This window comes from Terrisphaera buseokensis, assembly GCF_047521145.2.
Lineage (GTDB): Bacteria > Verrucomicrobiota > Verrucomicrobiia > Opitutales > Opitutaceae > ER46.
This window is the reverse complement of record NZ_CM134186.1, coordinates 3,745,840-3,768,785: the sequence shown is the minus strand read 5'-3', so window position 1 is coordinate 3,768,785 and position 22,946 is coordinate 3,745,840. Positions and strand designations below refer to the sequence as shown.

At 66.2% G+C, this 22,946-nt stretch carries 18 protein-coding genes; 10 read left to right on the top strand and 8 right to left on the bottom strand.

Going from position 1 to position 22,946, the window contains the following annotated elements; genetic code table 11:
• Window positions 1-52: 52 nt before the first annotated feature.
• Window positions 53-1,501, bottom strand: coding sequence for a neutral/alkaline non-lysosomal ceramidase N-terminal domain-containing protein (locus ACLJEU_RS14080; RefSeq protein WP_414661814.1), 1,449 nt, complete (start codon window positions 1,499-1,501; stop codon window positions 53-55).
• Between the two features lie 222 nt (window positions 1,502-1,723).
• On the opposite strand from ACLJEU_RS14080, the gene ACLJEU_RS14075 reads away from it, so the two are divergent.
• Both ACLJEU_RS14075 and ACLJEU_RS14070 read left to right on the top strand, forming a co-directional pair.
• The gene (locus ACLJEU_RS14075) at window positions 1,724-4,714 is read left to right on the top strand and encodes a TonB-dependent receptor (protein ID WP_414661815.1); all 2,991 of its coding nucleotides are present in this window, start codon (window positions 1,724-1,726) and stop codon (window positions 4,712-4,714) included.
• Window positions 4,715-4,902: 188 nt separating this feature from the next.
• Window positions 4,903-6,084, top strand: coding sequence for a hypothetical protein (locus ACLJEU_RS14070; protein ID WP_414661816.1), 1,182 nt, complete (start codon window positions 4,903-4,905; stop codon window positions 6,082-6,084).
• A gap of 101 nt (window positions 6,085-6,185) precedes the next feature.
• On the opposite strand, the gene ACLJEU_RS14065 is transcribed toward ACLJEU_RS14070, so the two are convergent.
• The gene (locus ACLJEU_RS14065) at window positions 6,186-7,265 is read right to left on the bottom strand and encodes a Gfo/Idh/MocA family protein (RefSeq protein ID WP_414661817.1); all 1,080 of its coding nucleotides are present in this window, start codon (window positions 7,263-7,265) and stop codon (window positions 6,186-6,188) included.
• 95 nt (window positions 7,266-7,360) lie between these two features.
• Here ACLJEU_RS14065 and ACLJEU_RS14060 point away from each other — a divergent pair, with 95 nt between their 5' ends.
• Window positions 7,361-8,512 (top strand): M20 family metallopeptidase, encoded by a 1,152-nt coding sequence (locus ACLJEU_RS14060; RefSeq protein ID WP_414661818.1) that lies wholly within the window; start codon window positions 7,361-7,363, stop codon window positions 8,510-8,512.
• Between the two features lie 97 nt (window positions 8,513-8,609).
• Window positions 8,610-9,281: a TetR/AcrR family transcriptional regulator gene (locus ACLJEU_RS14055; protein ID WP_414661819.1), complete on the top strand. Its 672-nt coding sequence runs from the start codon at window positions 8,610-8,612 to the stop codon at window positions 9,279-9,281.
• A 20-nt stretch (window positions 9,282-9,301) separates the two neighbouring features.
• On the opposite strand, the gene ACLJEU_RS14050 is transcribed toward ACLJEU_RS14055, so the two are convergent.
• The 6 genes from ACLJEU_RS14050 to ACLJEU_RS14025 form a co-directional block, all read right to left on the bottom strand.
• The gene (locus tag ACLJEU_RS14050; protein ID WP_414661820.1) at window positions 9,302-10,192 is read right to left on the bottom strand and encodes a sugar phosphate isomerase/epimerase family protein; all 891 of its coding nucleotides are present in this window, start codon (window positions 10,190-10,192) and stop codon (window positions 9,302-9,304) included.
• A 110-nt stretch (window positions 10,193-10,302) separates the two neighbouring features.
• A complete protein-coding gene (locus ACLJEU_RS14045) occupies window positions 10,303-11,283 on the bottom strand; it encodes a Gfo/Idh/MocA family protein (RefSeq protein WP_414661821.1) in 981 nt (326 codons plus the stop codon).
• A gap of 54 nt (window positions 11,284-11,337) precedes the next feature.
• A complete protein-coding gene (locus tag ACLJEU_RS14040; RefSeq protein ID WP_414661822.1) occupies window positions 11,338-12,132 on the bottom strand; it encodes a glucosamine-6-phosphate deaminase in 795 nt (264 codons plus the stop codon).
• Complete coding sequence (locus ACLJEU_RS14035) at window positions 12,129-13,088, bottom strand: N-acetylglucosamine-6-phosphate deacetylase (RefSeq protein WP_414661823.1); 960 nt, start codon at window positions 13,086-13,088, stop codon at window positions 12,129-12,131. Before ACLJEU_RS14035 ends, ACLJEU_RS14040 begins: the two co-directional genes overlap by 4 nt.
• 118 nt (window positions 13,089-13,206) lie before the next feature.
• Window positions 13,207-14,247, bottom strand: coding sequence for a dihydrodipicolinate synthase family protein (locus tag ACLJEU_RS14030; protein WP_414661824.1), 1,041 nt, complete (start codon window positions 14,245-14,247; stop codon window positions 13,207-13,209).
• Between the two features lie 18 nt (window positions 14,248-14,265).
• A complete protein-coding gene (locus ACLJEU_RS14025; protein ID WP_414661825.1) occupies window positions 14,266-15,324 on the bottom strand; it encodes an NAD-dependent epimerase/dehydratase family protein in 1,059 nt (352 codons plus the stop codon).
• A gap of 299 nt (window positions 15,325-15,623) precedes the next feature.
• Between ACLJEU_RS14025 and ACLJEU_RS14020 the strand changes: the two genes are divergently transcribed.
• The 6 genes from ACLJEU_RS14020 to ACLJEU_RS13995 all read left to right on the top strand — a co-directional run bounded on the left by ACLJEU_RS14020 (window position 15,624) and on the right by ACLJEU_RS13995 (window position 22,858).
• Complete coding sequence (locus ACLJEU_RS14020; RefSeq protein WP_414661826.1) at window positions 15,624-17,111, top strand: sodium:solute symporter family transporter; 1,488 nt, start codon at window positions 15,624-15,626, stop codon at window positions 17,109-17,111.
• Window positions 17,108-18,415, top strand: a complete 1,308-nt coding sequence (locus ACLJEU_RS14015) for an AGE family epimerase/isomerase (RefSeq protein WP_414661827.1) — start codon at window positions 17,108-17,110, stop codon at window positions 18,413-18,415. The genes ACLJEU_RS14020 and ACLJEU_RS14015 overlap by 4 nt, the downstream gene beginning before the upstream one ends.
• Window positions 18,412-19,683: a DegT/DnrJ/EryC1/StrS family aminotransferase gene (locus tag ACLJEU_RS14010; RefSeq protein ID WP_414661828.1), complete on the top strand. Its 1,272-nt coding sequence runs from the start codon at window positions 18,412-18,414 to the stop codon at window positions 19,681-19,683. Before ACLJEU_RS14015 ends, ACLJEU_RS14010 begins: the two co-directional genes overlap by 4 nt.
• Window positions 19,680-20,624: an amidohydrolase family protein gene (locus tag ACLJEU_RS14005; protein ID WP_414661829.1), complete on the top strand. Its 945-nt coding sequence runs from the start codon at window positions 19,680-19,682 to the stop codon at window positions 20,622-20,624. The genes ACLJEU_RS14010 and ACLJEU_RS14005 overlap by 4 nt, the downstream gene beginning before the upstream one ends.
• A complete protein-coding gene (locus tag ACLJEU_RS14000) occupies window positions 20,621-21,397 on the top strand; it encodes an amidohydrolase family protein (protein WP_414661830.1) in 777 nt (258 codons plus the stop codon). Before ACLJEU_RS14005 ends, ACLJEU_RS14000 begins: the two co-directional genes overlap by 4 nt.
• A 402-nt stretch (window positions 21,398-21,799) precedes the next feature.
• The gene (locus ACLJEU_RS13995; RefSeq protein WP_414661831.1) at window positions 21,800-22,858 is read left to right on the top strand and encodes an NHL repeat-containing protein; all 1,059 of its coding nucleotides are present in this window, start codon (window positions 21,800-21,802) and stop codon (window positions 22,856-22,858) included.
• The last annotated feature ends 88 nt before the right edge of the window (window positions 22,859-22,946 follow it).

Genomic DNA, 22,946 nt, shown 5'->3' with positions numbered 1-22,946 from the left:
CTGCGCTGCTGAACGAGCAGGGTGAGGGCACCCCGCCCACAGATCTGAATGATTAACGCGCCGCGGCCTGCTTGGTGCGCGCGACGAGTTCCACGGTTTTGCCGACGATCTTGTCCTCCAGGCCAGGCGTCCATGGACCGGGACGGCCGTGGGGAATCATCGAGGTCTCGCCTTCGTAACGGCCTTCCTTCAGGACGCGTTCGCTGGGGATGTAGGCCATGACGTCGGTGGAGTAGCCGAACACCCAGAGCGGGCCCGGCATTTCGCGACCGAGCCGCAGCGCGTAGTCGATCACGACTTCGCCGCCGAGCGCGACCCAGGAGAGATTCCCGAGGCGCCAAGCCTGAATCGGATACTGATAGAAACGGATCGCGTCGCCCTTTTCCTTCAGCTGCCGGGTGATTGCCGCTGACCACGCTTGGTGCATTTCCTTGTTCGGCTGGTTCTTTTCCATCGCTTCGCGCAACTGCGCGGCGGTCGGTATGCGGGCGAAGGTGAGGGTGAGATCCTCGAAGGCGGAGGCGAAGCCGCCGTCGACCTTCTTCATGGTGCCGCGCAGCGCGCGGTCGGTGGCGTCGGCCAGATCGCGGCCGTGCTGCTCAGCATGGGCGATCTCCCGGCGGGGCGCGGGATTGATGTCGGCGCCGCACCCGATGGCGAAGAGCACGGTCGCGCCCGGATGGCGTTTTTCCAGCTCGGCCTGCGCGCAGCCGGCGTAGTCTCCGTGCCACTGATACAGTGAGAGCGTGGTGTTGTGGCAGGCGTACGAAACGAGGAGTCCGCGCAACGCGCCGTCGGGACCGTGGACCGCGAGCACCGGGACGCGCGGATCAAACGGCCCCTTCAGCTTGCCCGCGGCGCGCAGGGCCGGAGCCTGCGCTTCCGGATTCTCGCGGCGGTTGAAGCCGAAGGTGGCGGCGTCCTCGCCCCAGCTGATCGTGGCCGGTGCCAGGGACTCGAAGGCGTCGGCCGCGGCCTGCACCATCTTCGTTTCCAGCTGGTGCCGAAATTCCACGGCCTTCGCCACGCCCTCGGGCGGAAAAATTCGCAGGCCGGCGATGCCGCCCTCCATCCACGGGGCGCAGTGCGTGTGGGAGACGTTGGTGATGATCGCGCTGCGTGGAATCGCGAAACGCGTCATCAGGCTCGCGGCCACGCGATCGGACACCTCGCGGGTGACGTCACAGAGATCGAGCGTGAGAATGACGCCGCGGTTGCCCGCCGGATCGGAGACGGCCAGCGCCTTGACCCAGAGTTCCTGCGCCGTGCCGTCGGCGGGCCGATCCCGCACGGCGTAGCCCGTCATCCACAGGCCGGCGGGCGGCGTGATGCTGGCGCGGCCGGTGCCGGCGCGCCACGAGGCGGAGTCCGCGGCGAGCGCGGAGCCGGCGGCAAGCTGCAGGGCGAGGGCGATGCAGCCGATGAAAACGGCGGGGAGAAACGGCGAAAGCACGCCGGCGAAAACGGGACGAGCGGGCACGGTGGAACGGGTCTTGCTCACGGTGGCCGAGTAACCGCCGGGTTACCGGACGGCGCAAGTGAAAAACCCGCCGCCGCCATCGGAGCGCCCGCCCGCCTCGAATTGTTCTTGCCAACTCCGCGCTAAAGTAACCTATCAGTTACGAGTGTGGTCGTGCGCGGCAGCCCTCGCGGGTTGGCGCGCCGGCCGCCCCGCCCGGACCCCGGCGGGCTTGCGCGTCCCACCACCGAAACACCACCGCTCATGAATTCGTTGCCTTCACGTTCCGTCAGCCGTGCCGCCTGGCATCGCGTCGTCCGTTGCCTCCTTGGTTCCCTCGCGCTGCTTGTCGCCGGCGCTGCGTTGGCCCAGACACCGCGCACCGGGACGGTGACGGGCACGATTTCCAACCAAGCCACCGGCGATCTGCTGCCGGGGGCGCGCATCATGGTCGCCGGGGTGGGAGCGACTGCCATCGCCGAGCGCGGCGGCACGTTCAACCTCACGCTGCCGGAAGGCGCGCACACCCTGCTGGTGAGTTTCTCCGGCCTGGATCCGGCGAGCGTCACCGTCACGGTCGGCGCCGGCCAGTCCGTAGTGCGGGACGTCCAGCTGAGTTCCGCCGTGTACAAGATGGAAAAGTTCTCGGTCTCCGGCGTGCGCGAAGGCAACGCGCTCGCGATTCAGGCGCAGCGCCTTTCCGACAATCCGAAATGGGTGGTCGCGACCGACACCTTCGGCAATCCGGCCGCCAACCCCGGTGAACTGATTCAGCGGCTGCCCGGCATTTCCACGGACATCGTCGGCAGCGAAGTGCGCACGCTCTATGTCCGCGGCATGGGCGCAGGTTTTTCGTCCCTCATGGTGGACGGCGATCGCGTCGCCACGTCGACCGGCACGTCGGCGAGTCGCGACTACCAGATCGAGCAGCTCGGCACCGGCAATCTCGAGTCGGTGGAGTTGATCAAGGCTCCGCAGCCCGATCAGGATGCCAACGCCGTCGCCGGGTTCGTGAATCTTGTCTCGCGCCGGGCCTTCGACCTTCCGGGCCGTCGCATCACCGTGACGGGTGGCGTGCTCTGGCGGAAACGCGGTTTCGATGAAGGTCCGTTCAAGGACAAGGCGGACAACCTCGACCTGTTCAATCTCTCGTATTCCGACGTGTTCAATGCGTTTGGCGGACGGCGGAATCTCGGCGTGGCCTTCAACTTCAACCATCGCACGTCGTACACGACGCAGGATGAAATCGGGCCCGCGGGCGTGCTCTACACCGCGCTGAGTCAGGCGTACCTGAACCCGGGTTCGACGAATCCGCTCACGCGTATTTTCGGCACGGGCGATTTCGGCTATAAGGCCACGGCGCGCAACGCGGGGCTGAGCGTCGACTACAAGCTGAGCCCGGACGCGTTCGTGTTCGCGAAGCTCACGTTCAACACGAACGATCAGTACCAGATCTATTACCGCCCGGCGTTCGGCAATCCCGCCGCCACCGCGGCCAACTTCACGCCGGACAGCACCTACGAGCACTCGATCCTGCTGCCGCACGCCGCCTCGATCGGCATCTCGGAATCAACGCCGGCATTCACCAAGAACGCGCGGAGTTACGCGCTGACCGGTGGCACGGAGTTCAAACTGTTCAACCGGTCGGCGCTCCTCAGTGTCCGGGGAAACTATTCCCACGCAGACATCTCGTATCCCGGCTGGATTCGCGCGCAGGCGCGCACGCCGGGTGGAATCGGCTTCGAGATCGATCGTCGCGGCCAGGATCCCTGGTACCCGATTTTCCGTCAGACCGCGGGCCCGTCGATTTTTGATCCGGCGAGTTACCTGATGAGCACCTCGCAGAAGCAGTCCTACAAGTCTGGCAACGATCTCTACGGAGCGCGGGCCGATCTGACGAAGACCTTTGACGCGACGGTGCCAGTCAAGATCAAGACCGGAGTGAAGTGGGCCGACGACACGCGCAATCCCTTCACTGATTTCAGTGCGAAGACCTGGTTCGGCGCGGATGGAGTGGCCAACTCGGCCGACGATGCCATGACGCCGTACGCGGATCTCCGCTATCGCCAGGGGGACGGCCGGTACGGTCCGTTTCCGTTCATGACCAATCCCGAAGGCACGCCCGCGGCGTACTGGAAGCAGACGGCGGCGGATGCCTACAACAGTTATGTCACGTCCAACGCGAGTCGGGCGAAGTTCAGGGAAACCATCACCGCGGCATACATCCAGGGCTCCATCAAGCTGGGGCAGCTGCGGGTGCTCGGCGGCGTCCGGGTCGAAGAAACGGATACTGAAGGCACGGCTTGGGTGCGCAACGCCACCGCCTCGTGGGGCGGCAACAGTGTCGGTGGCACCAGCACGGATCCCACCGTGGTCGCCGCGAACATCGGCCGGGCGCAGCGCTCCTTCGTGCGGCGGCAGACGGCCACGGGCAACTATCGCGACGTGTTCCCGGGACTGCACTTCGTCTACGAGCCGGGTGGATCAGTCCTCGTTCGTGCCAGCTACAACCGTGCTATTTCCCGCCCGCCCATCGCGAGTTTGATCCCGACGGTGACGGAAAATTCGGAGAACAACACCATCTCGATCGGCAACCCGGACTTGAAACCGTACAACACCGATAACTTTGAGGTCAGTGCGGAGAAATATTTCGAACCGGTCGGACTGATCAGCGTGGGGGTGTTTCTCAAGGAAATCGCCGACTATTCGCGCAGCATCACCACGGCGGTCGGTCCCGAGGGAATCGACGGCAGCGGCACCTACGCCGGCTATTCACTCACGACGACGCGGAATGTTGGCAGTGCCCGCGTGCGCGGCATTGAGCTGAGTTACCAACAGCAATTCAGCTTCCTGCCGGGTGCGTTCAAGGGATTGGGCGCCTTCGCCAACTTCACGTATCTTCAGGCCGAGGGTACGTTCGGCGGACTCACCACCACGACGAAGCTCGCGAACCTTGCTCCCCGCAGCGGCAACGCCGGCATCAACTACCGCTTCCGCGGCTTCGATGTGCGCTTGCTCGCGAACTGGACCGACCAGAAGTACACCAGCACCAACGTCGTGGACATCTACTTCGAAGAGCGGCTGATGCTCGACGTGAAGCTGCAGTATTCGATCAATCGGAGCTACGATGTGTTCCTCGACATCAACAATCTGACCGACGAGCCGCCGCGCACGAACGTCACGTTGAATGGCCTGAAGTTCTTCAAGACCAACCAGGGCGTGGGCTTCACCGCGGGCGTGCGCGCACGCTTCTAACGCCGGCCGTCCTCGACGTAATCACGCGGTTCCCTAACCGCGCTCTCAGACATGGTTCATGGTCGCTCTCCGGTCATGCACTCTAACGCGGGTCACGGGCTTGGACGCACCGTGGTCCGCGTTTTTTATGAGTCAACGCGACGCTGACTTGCCGTGTTAGGTGCCAGCTGCGTCCCTGTCTTCGTCCCATGAAACGCCTCGCTCTCGCCTCCGCGCTGCTCGTTCTCCTCATGTCCTCGGTTTCCACCGCCGCCACCGCCACGAAGGGTCCGGGATCGGCTCCGGTCGTGCAACGTATCGCCCGGCCAGCCGCGGCTGGTGTCGCCGCCTCGGTCCGCGTGCCGGATGGCGCGCTCGTGTTCACCGGCCAGGTTTTCCCCTCAACCCTCGCGGGCGATGTGCACGCGCACGCCGCGTCCGCGCTGGCGGCGACCAAGGCGGCCGTGGTCGCGGCGGGCGGCGATCCCGCGCGCTTGGTGCGGTTGAACGCGTACGCACCGGACGATGCCGCCGTGGCTCCGATTGAAGCGCTGATTGCGCAACAGTTCGCCGCGGTTCCGGTGGCGTTTTCCTTCGTGCGGACGCCGCTGGCCGTCGCGGGCACCCGGGTGGCGTTCGAAGCGGTGGCGCAAAGCTCACGCCCGGCTGCGAGCGTTGAAATCGTCACAGGCGCGGGAGCAACGCTGCCCGCCGGCGGCAAGATTTTCATCTCGGGTCAGGCCGAGCGCGGGACCGATCTGGCGTCGGCGGTAAAACTGACGATGGCCGGCCTGCATCGTTCGGTGGCGCACCTGGGATTGAAGAAGTCCGACATCGTGCAGGTGAAATCCTTCATCCAACCCTTCGGCGATCACGCGACGGCCCAGCGGGAAATCGCGGCGAGTTTTGACGGCGGGCCGGTGCCGCCATCGGTGATCATGGAGTGGGTGAGCGACCTCTACGCGGAGATCGAGATCGTGGTATCGGCGCGTGCGCTACCGTCGCGTCCCGAGGAACCCGTGACGTTTTCGTGGCTGCCCTGGCTCACGAAGTCGCCACGGTACTGCAATGTGGCGCACGTCGCGCCCGGCACGCCGCTGATCTTCATCGGCGCAATTGATGGCGGTGATGCGAACGACCCGCGCACGCAAATGAAGGTGATCTTCGAACGTCTCGGCTCGGTCCTCTTCGAAGCGGGGAGCAGTTATCGGAATATGGCGAAGGCGACCTACTACCTCGCGGATCCGACTGCCCGCTCCCTGCTCGGGGACGTTCGCGGCGTGTACTACGATCCCGCGCGCCCGCCTGCAGCTTCGGCGTTGAACATGACCGGGCTCGGCTATCCGAAGCGGGCGGCGATGGTGGACATGATCGCCGTGCCGGTGAAGTAGCTCGAAGTTGGAAGTTGAACGTTGAAAGTTGAAAGCGGTGCGCCGCGATTCCTCTGCGGTGTGGAGCGTTCAACCTTCAACGTTCAACTGCCCCGTTCAGTTCAGAGCTTGATTGTGCGGCCCTCGCGGAACGACTGGTCGGCGGCGAGCACGATGCGCAGGCTGTCGATCGCGCTGTCCCAGTGGGCGGTGAGATCGCGGTCGTGGCGGATGGCGTCGAGAAACACGTCCTGCTCGCGACGACAGAGTTCGTCGTGATTCGGCTCGTCGGTGACGTCGATGATCTCGTCGGGCCGGGAGAACTTGCCGTCGGCGCCGACGGTTGCGTGGTGGAGCCGGAGCGACTCGGTCTTGGAGTGGGAATCGACGTCGGCGGAGTTGCCGGCACTTGCGGCAGTCTTCGCCACGATACTGACGCAGCCCTTCGGCCCGATCACGTCCTTCACGAAGAACGCCGTCTCGCTCATCATCGGACCCCAGCCGGCCTCGTACCAGCCGACCGAGCCGTCGGAAAACGTCACCTGGAGATGACCGTAATTGATTTGGTTCGGCGCGATTTCGTCGCTGAGCCGGGCGCCGATGCCGTTGACGCTCACCGGGCGGGCACCGGTCATGCGGCACATCACATCCACGTAGTGCACACCGCAGTCGACGATCGGCGAGGTGGAGCGGAGCAGATTCTTGTGGGTCGCCCAGTTCGCGCCCGAGCTCTGCTGGTTCAGATTCATCCGCATCACGAGCGGCTTGCCGAGGGTTTGCGCGAGCTCGGTGAACTTCTTCCACGACGGATGCACGTGCAGGATGTAGCCGACGACCAGCTTGCGGCCGTGCTTGCGCGCGGTGGCGACGACGCGTTCGCAGTCGGCGATGTTGTCGGCGACGGGCTTTTCGAGAAACACGTGGGCGCCGGCCTCGAGCGCGGCGGTCGCGTAGGCCGCGTGCGTGTCGGGATACGTGCTGATGCAAACGGCATCGGGCTTCGTGCGGGCGAGAGCGTCGGCATAATCGGCGAACTCGGCATAGCGTCCGCCGAACTCGGCGTTGAGTTTCTGGCGGGACGCCGGATTGCGGGCGACGAGGCCGACGATTTCAAAATCGGCCGACATGGCGTGATAGGCGCGGGCGTGCGAGGTGCCCATGTGGCCGCAGCCGACGACGAGAATGCGAAGTGTGGAGGGCATGAGGAAAGGACGGGAGGTTTTGGATATTGCGATTGCGACCGCAACCGCGCGGTTGCGAGCATCGCCGCGGCCTAGCGCAAGCGAAGCCATTTCCCATGGCAATCTCTCCCGTCGATGCGCGCGCTCTGCTGCGCGAAATGGTTTCAATCCCCAGCGTACATCCTGAAGCCGACTCCGCCGGCACGGTCCGCGGCGAGGAGGCGATGGCCGGCTGGATGGCCGAGCATCTGCGCAGTCTCGGCGCCGAAGTGTCGCAACAGCTCCTGGCGCCTGGGCGACCGACGGTGCTGGGCGTATTCGAACCGGCACGACCGGCGCGGGCGACGGTCGTGTTTGCGCCGCATCTCGATACCGTGGGCGTGGGCGGGATGGTGGTGCCGCCGTTCGCACTCACCGCGCGGGCCGGCCGGTTGTACGGTCGCGGTGCGTGCGACACCAAGGGGCCGACCGCGGCCTTGCTCGCGGCGATCGCGAAGTGGACGCGCACGCCTGCGTCGCGCCGCAACGACGTGCGCTGGATTGTGGCCGCGACCGCGGGCGAGGAGCAGGGCAGCCTCGGGGCCGCCGCGCTGGTCGCCAGCGGTTTTCGTGCGGACTTCGCCATCGCGCTCGAGCCGACCGCGCTGCGCGTGGTGCACGCCGCGAAAGGAATTCTGCGCGTGTGGATCGAGGTGCCGGGCAAGGCCGCGCACGGCGCGACACCGGAACGTGGCGACAACGCGGTCTTTCGCGCGCTGCCGTTGATCACGGCGTTGCGGGACGAGATTGCCCCCGCGCTCGCGGCGCGCCGGGATCCGGTGCTTGGGGGCTGTAGTCTGAATCTCGGCGTGGTCGAGGGCGGCGGTGAGTTGAATCTCGTGCCCGCCCGCTGCCGCGTTGGGCTCGATATCCGATTGCACCCGGGATTTCCCGCGGCCGACATCCTGGCGTTGCTGCGTGCCACGCTGACTCGGTTGGCGCCGCGCGCGCGGCTTTCGATTCATCGCGAAGGCCCGGCGTTTGTGACGCCCCGCACCGATCCGTGGGCGAAACGCCTGCGCGCGGCGGGAAGCGGCTGGGCGGTGGCGCGCTGGTTCTGCGATGCGAACATCTTTGCGGGGCAGGGCGGAATTCCGGCCGTGGCGTTCGGCCCGGGCGACATCGCGCAGGCGCATACCAAGGACGAATATATCGGGACGCAGGATCTGACCGACGGCACCGATGCGTTTCTTCGCTTCCTCTCGGCCGGGCAGGTCGTCGCGAAGTAACCGCGGAAGTAACCGGCTAAGTAACTGACTAAGTAACCGGCGGCGGGCTTTTGCGCTTCCTAGCGCCGGAGCGATGTGCCACTGTCCGGCAAACTCCATGCCTCCCCGCCAGCCGGTTCCCCGCAATCCCGATCGTACGCGTCGTCGCATTCTCCAGGCCGCCATCCGCCTGTTCGCCAAGCACGGCTTTCACGCCGTGTCGGTCGATCAGATTGTCGGACAGGCGCGGGTGAACAAGCGGATGGTGTACCACTATTTTGGCAGCAAGGACGCGTTGTTCGAAGCCGCGTTGTCTGAAGTTTACAAGCGGATCGAGGAGATCGAGTTTCACGCCGTCGAGCGTGGTCGCAGTCCGCGGGAGAAGTTATCCCGCCTGCTCGAAAGCTACTTTGAGTTTCTCGACGTCGAACCGGAGTTCACGCGGCTGCTCCAATGGGAGAATCTCGAGAAGGGCCGGCACCTGACGAAGGAGAATCACCTGCTGACGAAGAATCCGTTTCTCGAACGCTTCCGGGCGATCGTGCAGGATGGCGTGGCGACGGGCGAGTTCCGCGCCGACCTCGATGTGACGCACCTCATGATCCATTTCATCGGGCTGTGCTTCATCTATCACTCGAACCAGTTCTCGCTGTCGCAGAGTCTCGAGCTCGATTTGGGCAACGCCAAGGTCAAGGAGCGGGGGCTCAACCAAGTGCTGAGCCTGGTGTTTCAGGGCATCACGAATCCCTCGGCTCCCGTCAGCGTGCTGCCGACGGAAGCGGCGGTCTGAATGCAACGCCCGCGCGGGCGTTACAGCGTCTCGACGATCGCGCGGATGTTGTGCAGGCAGGTGCGGCTCGCGACGTCGCCGCCGTGGGAGAACCCGTATCCGGCCGGCAGATGCAGCAGGGCGTCGTCGATTTTCTCGAGGCGCCAGTGCGTTTCCAGCGAGAGCATGCCGCGGTAACCGGCCGCCTTGAGGGCGAGGAAGTGGCCGCGCCAGTCGACGTCGCCTACGCCGACCGGCGTGCCGACGGCGATCAGGCCGCCGGGCTTCGCGGGCGGGCGGCGGACCGAGTCCTTCACGTGCAGGTGGAAGAGCCGCGGCGCGAGCTGCGTGACGTTGTCCGGCACCGGCGCGGGCACGCCGGGCACATACAGGACATTGCACGGATCCCAGATGGCGCCGACAGTCGCCGCCGGCAGGCCTTTGAGCACAGCCTGCATTTCCTCGACCGTGCCGGTGAAGCAGGAGTGTTCGTTCTCGATGCCGATGCGGACACCGGAGCCCTTCGCGAGGTCGACGAGGCCCATGAGGTGTTCCTGGATCCGGGCGAGGCGCTTGGGCTCGAGCGGATCGGGCTGGCGCAGAAACGTGAAGATCCGCAGCAGGTCGCAGTTCAGCGCGCGCGCGACCTCGAGGCTGCGCTTGAAAATGTCGCGGTGCTGCTCAATCGCCGCCGCGTCGTCGATGCCGCATTTGAAGACCGGCGTGGAGCAGCCGAAGATCTTCCAGCCTTCCTCCTTGGCGGCGCCGGCAATCGCGGCGACGTCCTCGCGCGTCAGATCCTTGAAGGCGCGACCGGCGAAGCTGCGCAGTTCGATGCCCGGCAGCTTGAACTCGCGCACGAAGGCGCGGAGCACGGCGAGATCCTGGGAAACTTCATCGGCGATGAACGTGAACGATTGCGGGAAGGTCATGAGTCGGGATTGAAAAGAGTATCGAAATGAACGGTAGCGCGGGCCTCCGGCCCGGATTGATTGGAGCAGGTCGGGCCCCGTGGCCCGACCGCCACCGACGGAAAGGGCGCTTACTTCGCGCCCGCTTTCTTCATCACGTCGGCGATCTTCACCGGCGCACCGCCGCGGCGCTTGCTTTCGTCGGCGGCTTCCATGAATGCGAGGATCTCAATCGTGGTTTCCAGCGGCACCGGCGCGATCCCGGTCTGGAAGAACTTCATGTATTCCTCGACGAGCGGCTTGTAGCTGTGTTTCTCGCCGCCCTTGGCCACGCCTTTCGATCCGATGACGGTCACGCCGTAGCCGGCCTTGCCGTTGCGATTGCCCTGCATCGTGCCGACGCGGCCGCCGGACCAGACGCCGGTGATGACATCGGTGTTTTTCGTGTGCGTGCGCACGACCTGTTCGCAGCCGGCGCCCATCACGGTGTAGAGCGCTTCGGTGGCATGGATGCCGTACCAGAACATGTCGGGGTGGTGCGGCTCGAGCTCGGCGGGACCGAACGAAAAGGCGGAGGCGACGTCGCCGACCTTGTCGAGCTGCTTGACCGGAGAGTCGGGTGCGTAGCGCAACGACGACGAGCTGAACACCGGGACCTTCGACTCGCGCGAGAGCCGCTGGATCTCGAGTGCGTCCTTCAGCGAGCCCGCGAGCGGCTTGTCGATGAAGACGGGTTTCTTGGACGCCAGCGTCCGGCGGAATTGATCGAGGTGCGGGCGGCCGTCGACGCTCAGGATGAGGATCGCGTCGACGTTCTTCGCCAGCTCCTCGATCGTGTCGTACATCTTCACGCCGAATTTTTCCTGGGCGGTCTTCACAAAGCCGTCGACCCGGGTGCGGCTGGACTCGACGTCCATGCTGCCGCCCTTGAAGCCGGCGACGATCTTGCCACCGGGGACGTAGTCCTTGCTGGCGGGATCGTTGAGGCTGTTGAGGTAGGCGACGACGTGGGACGTATCCATTCCAATCATGCCGAGGCGCAGGTCGGCGGCGCGGGCGGAGATGAGGGCCATGGCAGCGAGGGCGAGGAGTGAAGCGTGGCGAAGTTTCATGAGGGGGAACTGAAGTGAGACGAAGTCGGTGCGGAAAGTTGCGGGCAAACGCGATCAGCCGGTGAGACGGCCGGCGGCGGCGCGATCGATATAGAGCGTGGCTTCGGGATGAAGCCGGAGAATCGAGGCCGGGCAGGCGGTGGAAACGGGGCCTTCGAGCGTGGCCTTCACCGCATCGGCCTTGCGCGGTCCCGGCACATGAATGCTCAGCCGCCGCGCCCGGCGGAAGATCGACACCGTGAGCGTGAACGCGTGGCGCGGCACGTCGGCAAAGGTCGGGAAGCAGCCGTCGTTGACCTGCTGGTGGCGGCACGCGTCATCGAGTTCCACCACCTTGATCAACTGCGGATCCTCGAAATCGGCCACGGGCGGATCGTTGAACGCAATGTGGCCGTTCTCGCCGATGCCGAGGCAAATCAGGTCGATCGGTTTTTCGCTGAGCAGCGCGGTATAGCGTGCGCACACCGCGGCCGAATCGGGCTCCTCAGCGGGCACGGGATGAAAACGCCCGATCTTCACGTGCGACAGGAAATGCGTCTGCAGGTAGTGACGGAAACTCTGCGGATGCTGGCCCGTCAGCCCCACGTAGTCGTCCATGTGAAACGCCGTGACCTGGCTCCAGTCCACCGCCATGTGGCCCGTTTTGGATACAGCCAGCAGCGAGGCGAGAAACTCGTTCTGCGACGGCGCACAGGCGAAGATCACCCGCGCCTGGCCGCGCGAAGCGATCACGTCGTGGAGATAAGCTGCGGCAGCCTGGGCGGCCGCGAGGCCGAGGGCCGGACGATCGGCGTGGACTTCGACACCGAGGCGGCCGGAGGTGAAATAGCGCGAGGGGGAGGCGGTCATGTGGCGGGGGAGAGCGTGATTCCAAAGGCCGACGCAGCGGCTGTCGACCAAAGTTCGGCGGATTCCGCCGGAGAAATTCCCAGAGCAGCGGCGCAACGTCGCACGCCGTCGTCGGGCGTCAGCGTGCTGCCGGCGAAGCCCTTGCCGCCGGGATTGCGCGCAATGCCATCGGCGCCGACATCGATTTCGAGGCGGCCAATCTTGTAACGACCGGGGCCGGCGCCGGCCCCCGACATGGCGTCGGTCGTGAAGAGCACGCGACCCTTGGGTTTCGCGCGGTAGAAATTCTTCAGCACGAAATCAGGCAGGTGCACGCCGTCGGGGATGAGGCACGCAATCAACTCATCGCGAGCGAGCAGACGCTGCACGACGTTGTCGTGGCGGTGCATTTCGAGCGGCGTGCCGTTGCCGAGATGCGTGACGAATCGCGCGCCGGCGCGGATGGCGTCGTCGATCTGCGCTTCCGACGCGTTGGTGTGACCGAGCGAGATGTGCACGCCGGCCCGGGTCATTGCGGCGATGCACTCGGGGCTGCCCGGCCACTCCGGCGCGAGCGTGATCAGGCGGATGCGACCGGCGGCGGCGGCCTGCATCCGGTCAAACTCGGCGATCGACGGGGCATGCATCGGGCCCGGCGGATGCGCGCCGCGGTAGCCGGGTTCCGGACTCAACCACGGTCCCTCGATGTGATAGCCGGCGATCATGCGGGCGAACCGCGGGGAGGCCGCGCGGAGTTTCTCGAACTGCTCCAGCCGTCGGCAATGGGCGTCGATGTCATCCGTGATCAACGTGAGCAGGATGCCCGCCACGCCGTGACGGCGCAGCACGGTGACGGCGTGTTCGGCCTCGGCGAGCGAGAGGCTCGGGGCCTGGAAGTCCACGCCGCCGAATCCGTTCACCTGGAAATCGAACCAGCGGGCCGGGGGAAAAGCAGAGGCGTCAACGGGAGCAGTCATGCGCAAAGAGATTGACGTGGGAGAGCGCGCGCGTCGCCCGCCGGTTCGAATGATTCGTTGAGCGTCCGTCGCCGCCAGAGGCAGCGGGTTGGTGCGGTGGGCAGCCGGCGCGCATGCATCATTCGACCCAGCGCGACCGGTTGGCCGCCACGAAGCCATCGTCCACCAACCAGGGATACGCACGGGTCACGCGGGTGATTTCCGCGGACTGGCCGGGCGAGAGCGTCTCGTGCGGATTGAGACAGGCGGTCGTGCGCAGCAACCCCTGCCGGCGCAGCACCTCGTGAATACCCGGCAGACAGCCGGCAAAGTTGTGCGCGGCGTCGAAAATCGCGGCGTTCATGTCGGTCAGCGCGGCGTTGCGATCCCACCACGCGGCGGCGAGCGAGGACTTGGCCCGCGCACGCTTGATGTCGGCGAGCAGCGTCACCGCGCGCTCCGTCCATACGCCCCATTGTCCGAGGAGGCCGCCGTCGATGTGCCGGGTGCGGCCGCCGAAGGTGAAGGGCGTCAGCAGATCGCCGATGATGTTGTCATCGTTGCCGGTGTAGAGCGCGACGTCGTCCCGTCCCGATTCCAACACCGCCCGCACGACATCGATCGTGCGGTAGCGATTGAACGGGGCGATCTTGATGCCGACCAGCTGCGGGATATCCGTGAACGAGCGCCAGAAGCGATACGAGAAGACGCGGCCGCCGACGGCGTTCTGCAGGTAGAAGCCGATGAGAGGAATTTCGCGGGCGATGGCGCGACAGTGCGCGAGAATCTTGTCCTCAGGATCGCCGGCCCACGCGCCGAGGCTGAGCAAGCCTGCGTGGTAGCCGAGGCCGGTTGCCAGTCGCGCCTCGCGCCGGGCCTGGGCGGTGCGGCCGCAGAGGCCCGCAATCAGCACGAAGTCGCGGGACTTCGGCGCCAGCCAGGTGCGGGTCGTTTCCGCGGCCAGTTTCAACACCGGCTCGTACAGCCCGATCTTCGGATCGCGAATGGCGAACTGGGTCGAGTGCACGCCCACGGCGAGTCCGCCGGCGCCGGCATCGCAGTAGTAACGAATCACCGCGCGCTGGCGCGACTCATCCCACGTGCGCGTGCGATCGAGGGCAAGGGGCAGCGCCGGGATGACCTGGCCGGCGCGCAGATGACGACGAAGTTCAAACGACATCGGTAAACGCCCCGAGGATCAGAAGCGGCCGTCGCGCCGCTCGAAGCCCGTGGGTTTGCCCCACGTTTCGCCGCCGTCGCGCAACCATTCGGAAATCCAGCGCACCATCTGATCGACCGTGGTGAGCGGCGGGCCGAACAGCCGGTGCGAATGCGCCGCATTGTTGAGCCAGGCGGTCTCCGCCTCCGTGCCCGTGATCTGCACCGTCCGGCCGAGGACCGACGCAAACCGGTGCGCAACGTCGCGGACAGAGAGCGTGTCGGCACCGGTGACATTGATCGGCACCGCGGGCGCACCCGCGACTTCGAGCGCCTGGATGCTGTGCGCGACGGCGTCGGTCTGCCAGATGACGTTCACGTAGCCCGTGGTCACGTCGACCGGCTGGCCGGCGAGCACCTTCTGGGCGATGTCGACGAGGAGTCCGTAGCGAAATTCGATCGAGTAGTTCAGCCGGATCAGCGCGACGGGCGTGCCGCGCGCGGCGGCCACGCCGGTGAACGCCTGTTCGCGGGCGACGCACGAGGCGGCGTATTCGCCGACGGGGGCGGGCGGGGTGTCTTCCCGCGCGCCACCCGAAGCCGGCGTCACGAAGGGATACACGCAGCCGGAGGAATAGGCCACGATCCGCGAGCGGGCGTACTTGGCCGCCACGCGATGCGGAATCTCGACATTGATCGCGTGGAGGAGCCCCGGCGCGGTCGAGGTGCCGAACTTCACGCCCGCGAGGAAAAACACCGTCGGCGCATCGGGCAGCGCGTTGACCTCGGCCTCGACGCTCAGGTCGCAGGCGAGGGTCTCGACGCCGCGCTGTTCGAATGCCGCGCGGTCGCGCAGCGTGCTGAAACGGGAAATGGCAATCACGCGGTCCTTGCGGCCGAGCGCGTCGAGCGCGAGGCGCAGCATGGCACTGAGATGGAGACCGATCTTGCCGCCGGCGCCGAGGACGAGGAAGGGACCGCGGGTCCGCGCCACGACTTCGAGCACGCGCGGGGTGGGCTGGCTGAGAAAATCGTCAATCTCCGCGGGCGGGCAGGGGAGGCCCGGGCGGACGGTGGACGGCGGTGGGACGGAGGGCATGCAGGTAACTGGCTAGTTACGTTTTTGCCCCGGAGGCACACAAGGAGAAAATGTCCGCCGGCCCGGGGGCCCGTTGCGCCGGTCAGTCCGGCCGGTGCGGGGCCTTGCGCCGACGATGGCGGCAGGGACGGAAACGGTGGAGGGATCGGACATCGGATACACGCAAGGACGTGCGTCGGCGGAACGCGAGCACAGCGTTCGCGACCGGACCTTGTAAAGCCAGAACCTGCGGCACGTGCCCTGCTTTGGGCTTGCGCCGTCTCTCGACGGTAACTGTATGGTTACGCGCTCGCTGTTGCATGCACATCCTTGATTACGCGGTCATCGCCCTGTTCTTCCTGCTCGTGGCGGTGATTGGCTGGATTGCCATTCGCAAGATTGACGGCTCGAACGACTACTTCGTCGCCGGCGGGAAGATCCCGTGGTGGCTCGGCGGCATCTCGCATCACGTTTCCGGCCACAGCGGCGTGGTCTTCGTCGCCTACGCCGCGGTCGCGTACCAATACGGCTTCACACTCTATGTCTGGTGGGCCGGCTCAATCGTGGTGGCGTGCCTCGTGGGGGCGCGCTGGGTCGCGCCACGCTGGGCCCGGCTCCGCGCGGCGCGCAATATCGAGTCGCCGACCGAATACCTGGCGGTGCGTTACAATGTCGCCACCCAGCAACTCATGGCCTGGACGGGCATGCTGTTGAAACTCTTCGATGTCGGCGCGAAATGGGCGTCGATTGGCGTGCTGTTGCACGGCTTCACCGGCCTGCCTATCTCGACCGGCATCTGGCTCTCAGGCGGCGTTTCCGTCTTCTATATCACCGTCGGCGGACTCTGGGCGGATCTCTACACCGACCTGCTGCAGTTCGTCGTGCAGGTCGTGGCCGGCTTCATCCTGTTCTTTGCGGTCATCCATGAACTGGGCGGTATCGGCAGTGTGGTGACACTGTGGGATCGGCTGCCCGTCGGCCACGGCCAGCTGCTCAACGGGCCGTTCACCGGCGTGTTTCTCGCGGGCTACATCGTGGCGGCGACGCTGAGTTACAACGGCGGCACGTGGAACCTGGCGGTCCGCTACATTGGATCGCCCTCCGCCGAAGCGGCGCGCAAATCCGCCCTGCTTTCCGGTGCGCTCTATCTCGTCTGGCCGCTGATCTTGTTCTTCCCGATGTGGGCGGCGCCGGTGCTGATGCCGAATCTCGCTGACCCCAGCCAGTCGTATGTGCTGATGACGAAGCAGTATCTTCCGGTCGGGCTGATCGGCCTCGTGCTGGCGTCGATGTTTGCGGCGACGATGGCGATGACAACCTCGGACACCAACACGGTGTCGTCCGTGATTGCCCGCGACATCCTGCCGATGATGTCGGCCCGGTTCCGGGCCATGGATCAGAAGCGATCGCTGCGGCTTGCGCGGGTCACGACGCTGCTCTTCACCTTTCTCACCCTGCTCATCGGCATCGAGGCCGAGCGTTTCGGCGGCGTGCTCGGTCTGATCATATCCTGGTTCGCCGCGCTGATCGGGCCGGTATCCGTGCCGATGTTACTCGGCCTCCTGCCGTTTTTCCGGCACGCGGACTCCCGGGCGGCGATCGCGTCCATCCTGGCGGGACTGTTGGCGTTCGTCATTGTCACCTACGGCATCAACGGCAGTCAGGGCGTGCGCGTGCTCGCGCCGCTGGCCTCGTCGCTGATCGTGTACGCCGGGCTGGCGTGGTTGAATCGCCACCGCCCGGTGCCGCCGGCGGTGGACGAGTTGTTGCGGGCGGTTTCGACCGACGCTCCGTCGCGGGCCGCATGAAAGCATTGCCGGGCGAGGACATGACGGGTGGGGCGGCGCTGGATTCGCGCTTTGGACGCCTGGCGCGCGAGGAACTCGTGGGATCGATCCTGCCGTTTTGGACGCGAACGACGGACCTGGAGCGCGGCGGGATTTTCAACTGCTGGAACAACGCCGGCACGACGCTCGTCAGCCGCGACAAGTTCACGTGGTCGCAGGGGCGCTTCGTCTGGCTGTGGTCGCGCGTGGCCGGCGCGGTGCGGCGCGGGCTGCTGCCCGGCGACGCGTCGGCCTACCTCGACCAGGCGGCGCGCACGGTGCAATTTCTCCAGCGCCACGCATTTCTCGACGATGGCCGCTGTGCGTTCCTGCTCTCGGAAGATGGCGTCGTGAAGGAGGCGGCGCCCGGCAGCGGCCCGGCGCCCAGCATCTACGCCGACTGTTTCGTCGTGATGGGTTTCGCGGAGTTCGCGCGCGTGACGGGCCACATCGACGTCCTGGATGCGGCCTGGCGGCTGTTCGAAAACATCGAGCGACGGATTGCGGCCGGCGGTTTCCCGACGAGGCCGGAGCCGATTCCCGACGGCTACGACTCGCACGCGATCGCGATGATCACGCTGAATGTCACGCTCGTGCTGCGCGAGGCCTGCGAGGCGCTGGGCGACCGGCGGGCGCCCGCCGCCCGGGGCCGCAACGTCGCCGCCGCGGCGCGGATCGTGGATCGCTTTCTTGGTCCCGGCGGTCGCGTGCGAGAACTGGTGCCGCGGGATCAGCGGAACGACGACACGCTGCTCAGCCGGCATCTGAATCCGGGACACGCGCTGGAGGGCCTGTGGATGCTGCTGACCGTCGCGCAACGCGAGGGGCGCGTCGATTGGTCCATCCGGGCGCTGGAGGCGGTGCGCTTTGCGCTCGAGCGCGGCTGGGATGCGGAGCACGGCGGACTGCTGCACTATGTCGACTGCGCGGGCGGAGTTCCCGTCGGTCAGGCGGGCGACACGATCTACGAACGCGGCGTGCGCACGACGTGGGACGCGAAGCTGTGGTGGATTCACTCCGAGGCCATTTATGCCACGGCGCTCAGCGCGCACCTCTCCGGTGACGCCGGTTTGCGCGGGTGGTTCGAACGGGTGTGGACGTACACGCTGCAGACGTTTCCCCAGCCGGATCGAGCGGTCGGCGAGTGGATTCAGATCCGCGATCGGCGTGGCGCTCCGCTCGAGCGCGTGGTGGCGCTGCCGGTGAAGGACCCGTATCATATTGCCCGCAATCTGCTGCAGTTGGTCGAACTCTTCCCGCCCTCGGGCGCGTCCCTTTCGTCATGAATGCCTTCGTCATGCCTGCAAACCCGCGTCCGGTTTCCGACCGCACCGTTCCGGCACCTGTGCTGGGCTGGGCCCTCATCGGCCGCGAGGAGGAGGAACTGGTGCTCGAGGTATTGCGCCGCAAGGCGCTCTTTCGCTACTACGGGCCCGATCCGGCGTCGCCGCCGCCGATGGTGTCGACGCTCGAGCGGGAACTCGCGACGATGATCGGCACGCGTTTCGCGCTGGGCGTCACGAGCGGCAGCGCCGCGCTTGAAGTTGCCCTCGGTGCGCTCGGGGTCGGCCCGGGCGACGAGGTGATTTTACCGGCGTGGAGCTGGGTTTCGTGTTTCACGGCGATTGTGCGGGTCGGCGGCAAGCCCGTCCTGGCCGAGGTGGATCGCTCGCTGTGTCTGGCCCCCGGCGAAATCACGCGGCTGCGGACGGCTCGCACGAAGGCCGCGCTCGTGGTGCATTTCCAGGGCGTGGCCGCAGACCTCGACGCTCTCGTCGCCGAGGCCCGGCAGGCGGGCATTGCGTTGCTCGAGGATTGCGCGGAGAGCCCGGGCGCGTCGTATCGCGGGCGGCGCGTCGGATCGTTTGGCGACATCGCGATCTTCAGTTTTCAGCAGCAGAAAACCATCACGAGCGGCGAGGGCGGTGCGGTCGTGACGAACGATCCCCGCCTGTACGAACGCGCGGTGCGCATGCACGACCTCGGACAGTACCGCGACTTCCACGCCCGGCAGAAGCCGGCGGCGGAGCCGGCGTTCTGCGGCAGTCAGTTTCGCATGGCCGAACTCACCGGCGCGGTGGCGCTCGCGCAGCTGCGGAAGGTGGATGCCGTGCGCGCGCATTGCCGGCGGCTGAGCCTGCGGCTGCGCGCGCAGCTGGCGGATCTGCCCGGACTGCAGGCGCGCCACATCCCTGATCCTGAAGGCGAATCCGGTTTCGAAACCTACTACTGGGTCGCGTCGACGGAGCAGCGCGATGTCTACCGGGCGCGACTCAAGGATGCGAAGATTCCGTGCGAACAGATGACGGGCACCTACGCGCAATACCGCCGGGCCTATGTCGAGACGGGCCTCGCGCACGCGCCTGGCGCGACGCCGTTCCCGGTCGGCGGCGTCTGGCCGGCGCAGGGTTACCGCGCAGAGGATTTTCCGCGCACCGAGGATTTGATTCATCGGTTCATCGTGATTCCCGTCGGCGTGTGGCACCGTGAGGACGACATGGATACGATCGCGGCGGTCATCCGGCGGACGCACGACGAACTGAACCCCAAGTGAAACTCAACCGACGACGTTTCCTGCAATCGGCCGGCGCGGGGCTGGGCGCCCTCGGCCTCGGCGCGGCGGGTGCGGCCCAGCCGGCCACCGCCGCCCCGGCTCCGACGACCGCGAGCGGCGTCCGCGGGACCACCGTCGGACTGCCGGGCAACTGGCGGGCGATGCGCAAATTCGACGTGCACAATCACGTCTTTCTCTCGGGCCGGCGGTCCGAGACGGACTGGGCCGACGCCGATGCGTTGATCGAGGCGGCGGACGCGCTGGGCATCGAGCGCCTCTTCTGCTCGCGGCCGATCACCGGCGGCGCGATGGCGAACATCGACACCGTGCGCAACGCGAATGACTCGATCATTGCGGCCATGCGACGTCACCCGGGACGGATCGTCGGCTACTGCTTCGTGCAGCCGGGCAACGGCGCCGCGGCGCTCACCGAGATCGATCGCTGCCTGGACGCCGGGATGATCGGCGTGAAGCTGTACAATCAATTCAAGTACACCGACCCCGTCGTCTTTCCGGTCGCGGAGAAATGCATCCAGCGGCGGATTCCGTTCCTCGGCCACTCGGCCTACCTCACTGATCCCAAGACGCTCGCGCTGCAGCCGAAGACGTCGCACGCCCTCGATTTCTGCGCGTTGTCACAGCGTTACCCCGAACTCATGCTGATCATGGGACATGTGAACGGCGGCGGCGACTGGGAGTGGGCGATCAAGGGGCTGCGGGAGTGCAGCAATGTGTTTCTCGATACGAGCGGCAGCGTGCTCGAGGACCAGACCATCGAGTTCTGCGTGCGCGCGTTGGGCCACAAGCGGGTGCTGTTCGCCACCGACGCCACGATGGAGGGCTGCGTGGGCAAGGTGCTGTCAGCCGACCTGACCGACGCGCAGCGCGAGGATATTTTCTGGCGCAACTTCCAGGGGATCCTCGACCGGAGGACGGCATGATCATCGACGTCAACGCCTGCCTCGGGCACTATCCGTTTCGGCAGCTGCGTCATAACACCGCGCCGGCGATGCTCGCCCTGATGGATCACAACAGCATCGATCGCGCGGTCGTGTCGTCGCTGCATGCGCTCTTCTATCGCGACGTGCATCGCGGCAACGAAGAGCTGTTCGAGGCGACGAAGGCGCACGGCGCGCGGTTCGTCACGGTGGCGACGATCAATCCGCGTTACGCCGGCTGGGAACGCGATCTGGCTGAAGCCGTGGGCCCGTGGGGCATGAAGGCTGTCGCGCTCGCGCCGGAACACCACGGCTACCGGTTGTCGGATGCGACGGGCCGCGCCGCCCTCACGCGGATCGCGGAACTCGGCGTGCCAGTCGCGCTGATGCAGCGCTACGAGGACCGCCGGCAGCGCCACGAGTGGGATCGCGCCGAGGATTTGACGCTGGCTTCGCTGCTTGAAGCCGCGCGGGCTCATCCGCAGTTGAAATTCCTCCTCTTGAACTGGATCGCGCTCGATGGGCCGAAGATGGTGGACGCGGGTTTGAAGGGCCGCTGCCTGATCGATTTCGCCCGGCTGCAGGTCGTGTACCGGAAGGATCTCCCAAAGCTCATCGAGACGCTGGGGGTGGAGGCGTTTGCGTTCGGCTCGCATATGCCGTTCGACTACGTCGGGCCGTCGCTCGTGAAACTGGCCAATGTCGGGCAGTTTCACCCGGCGCAGTTGGAAGCGATCGCGTGGCGCAATGCCGCGGCGTTTCTGCGGCTGAATTAGGCGGGGCTGGCGACGCCCCAGGGCCAGCGGCGTTCCATGGCTGTGCACGAACGCGAGCGTGTCCGGTCGGGGCGCGCCCCCGGCAGCCGGCACCAGGACGGGCTCATTTTACTCTGCCGCAGCCTGGATGATGAGCTTTTGAAGCAAAAACCGCAGTTGAACGACGGAGACGCAGAGAGCACAGCGTGGAAGGCAAGGAAACAGATGAAGAGCCGGGTTCGCCCTGACGGTGAGTTCCGTGGGCCAAACGCAATTTCCGCCAACGGTTTTCTCGGTCGTCGCTGTGCCTTCGTGGTTCAATTCCAACTGCGGAACTTGGGTTGAAACGATCTCACGAGGCGCGTTCGTCGGCACTCGTGACTGCCGCTTGACGCCGCCGCAGTCGGCCGCAAACGTCGGCGCGTGCTACCCCGACTCGCGCTCCTCCTTGCCATCGCGTCGCCCGCGGCGTTGCTGGCTCACTCGGAATTCCCTCTGACCCTCGGTCAGGTTGCCGCCACGCCGCTGCCGGCCGGGCCCCTGGGCTCGGGCGACTGGCGGTTCAACGTAGAAGCCGGCTGGGCCAAACTGCCCAAGGAAGTCTCGCTCGGGCCGACCCATGGCGGCGTCGGCGTCGACAAGGCGGGCAACATCTACGTGTCGTCCGACGGCCCTCACGGCATCCTTGTCTTCGACAAGAATGGCAAATACCTCCGCGGTCTCGCGCCGGAGCTGAGCGGTATCCACGGTTTCATTATCCGCAACGAGGGCGGCAAGGAGTTCATCTACGCCGCGCACGTGAAGGGACCGCAGGCGGTGAAGCTCGGCCTCGACGGCAAGGTCGAGTGGACCATTGGCGTGCCGAAGGAGAGCGGCTTTTATGATCAGCCGGCGGACGCGAAAAAGAAGCCGACCGCGTTCCGTCCCACGGCCATCACGGTCGGTCCGGATAATCGCATTTACCTCGCCGATGGTTACGGCGCGAGCGTCATCCATGTATTCAGCCCCGAGCGGAAATACCTGAAGACGATCGGCACCCGCGGCGAAGGCGACAACCAGTTCAAGACCTGTCACGGCATCGCGCTCGACACGCGTTTCGGCGCCCCGCGTCTGCTCGTGGCCGACCGCGAAAACCGCCGGCTCGTCCATCTCGATCTCGAGGGCAAATGGATCGGCGTCGTGACGACCGATCTGCGCCGGCCGTGCGCCATTTCGATCATGGGCGATTATGCCGCGATCGCCGAACTCGAGGGCCGCGTGGTCGTCGTCGACAAGGCCGGCAAGATCGTGGCCACCCTCGGCGACAACCCCGACCAGAAGCAGTGGGCCGCGTTCAAGCTGGAGCCCGAGCACTGGAAGGACGGCATTTTCATCGCGCCGCATGGCGTGTCGTTTGACAAGGACGGCAATCTCTTCGTGCAGGACTGGAACTTCGCCGGTCGTTTCACGAAGTTGAAGCGCGTCACGTCCGCCCAGCGCTGAGCGCGGGCGGATAGGGTGGGCGACGGTTGCAAGCCGGGAGCGCAGGCGTCCCGCCTGCTTGGACGGAGTGCGGACGACGCCGTCCGCG

Excerpts from the sequence above, each read along its gene's own strand:
- ACLJEU_RS14075 (WP_414661815.1), top strand. The coding sequence starts at position 1,724 with ATGAATTCGTTGCCTTCACGTTCCGTCAGCCGTGCCGCCTGGCATCGC.
- ACLJEU_RS14070 (WP_414661816.1), top strand. The coding sequence starts at position 4,903 with ATGAAACGCCTCGCTCTCGCCTCCGCGCTGCTCGTTCTCCTCATGTCC.
- ACLJEU_RS14065 (WP_414661817.1), bottom strand. The coding sequence starts at position 7,265 with ATGCCCTCCACACTTCGCATTCTCGTCGTCGGCTGCGGCCACATGGGC.
- ACLJEU_RS14060 (WP_414661818.1), top strand. The coding sequence starts at position 7,361 with ATGGCAATCTCTCCCGTCGATGCGCGCGCTCTGCTGCGCGAAATGGTT.
- ACLJEU_RS14055 (WP_414661819.1), top strand. The coding sequence starts at position 8,610 with ATGCCTCCCCGCCAGCCGGTTCCCCGCAATCCCGATCGTACGCGTCGT.
- ACLJEU_RS14050 (WP_414661820.1), bottom strand. The coding sequence starts at position 10,192 with ATGACCTTCCCGCAATCGTTCACGTTCATCGCCGATGAAGTTTCCCAG.
- ACLJEU_RS14045 (WP_414661821.1), bottom strand. The coding sequence starts at position 11,283 with ATGAAACTTCGCCACGCTTCACTCCTCGCCCTCGCTGCCATGGCCCTC.
- ACLJEU_RS14040 (WP_414661822.1), bottom strand. The coding sequence starts at position 12,132 with ATGACCGCCTCCCCCTCGCGCTATTTCACCTCCGGCCGCCTCGGTGTC.
- ACLJEU_RS14035 (WP_414661823.1), bottom strand. The coding sequence starts at position 13,088 with ATGACTGCTCCCGTTGACGCCTCTGCTTTTCCCCCGGCCCGCTGGTTC.
- ACLJEU_RS14030 (WP_414661824.1), bottom strand. The coding sequence starts at position 14,247 with ATGTCGTTTGAACTTCGTCGTCATCTGCGCGCCGGCCAGGTCATCCCG.
- ACLJEU_RS14025 (WP_414661825.1), bottom strand. The coding sequence starts at position 15,324 with ATGCCCTCCGTCCCACCGCCGTCCACCGTCCGCCCGGGCCTCCCCTGC.
- ACLJEU_RS14020 (WP_414661826.1), top strand. The coding sequence starts at position 15,624 with ATGCACATCCTTGATTACGCGGTCATCGCCCTGTTCTTCCTGCTCGTG.
- ACLJEU_RS14015 (WP_414661827.1), top strand. The coding sequence starts at position 17,108 with ATGAAAGCATTGCCGGGCGAGGACATGACGGGTGGGGCGGCGCTGGAT.
- ACLJEU_RS14010 (WP_414661828.1), top strand. The coding sequence starts at position 18,412 with ATGAATGCCTTCGTCATGCCTGCAAACCCGCGTCCGGTTTCCGACCGC.
- ACLJEU_RS14000 (WP_414661830.1), top strand. The coding sequence starts at position 20,621 with ATGATCATCGACGTCAACGCCTGCCTCGGGCACTATCCGTTTCGGCAG.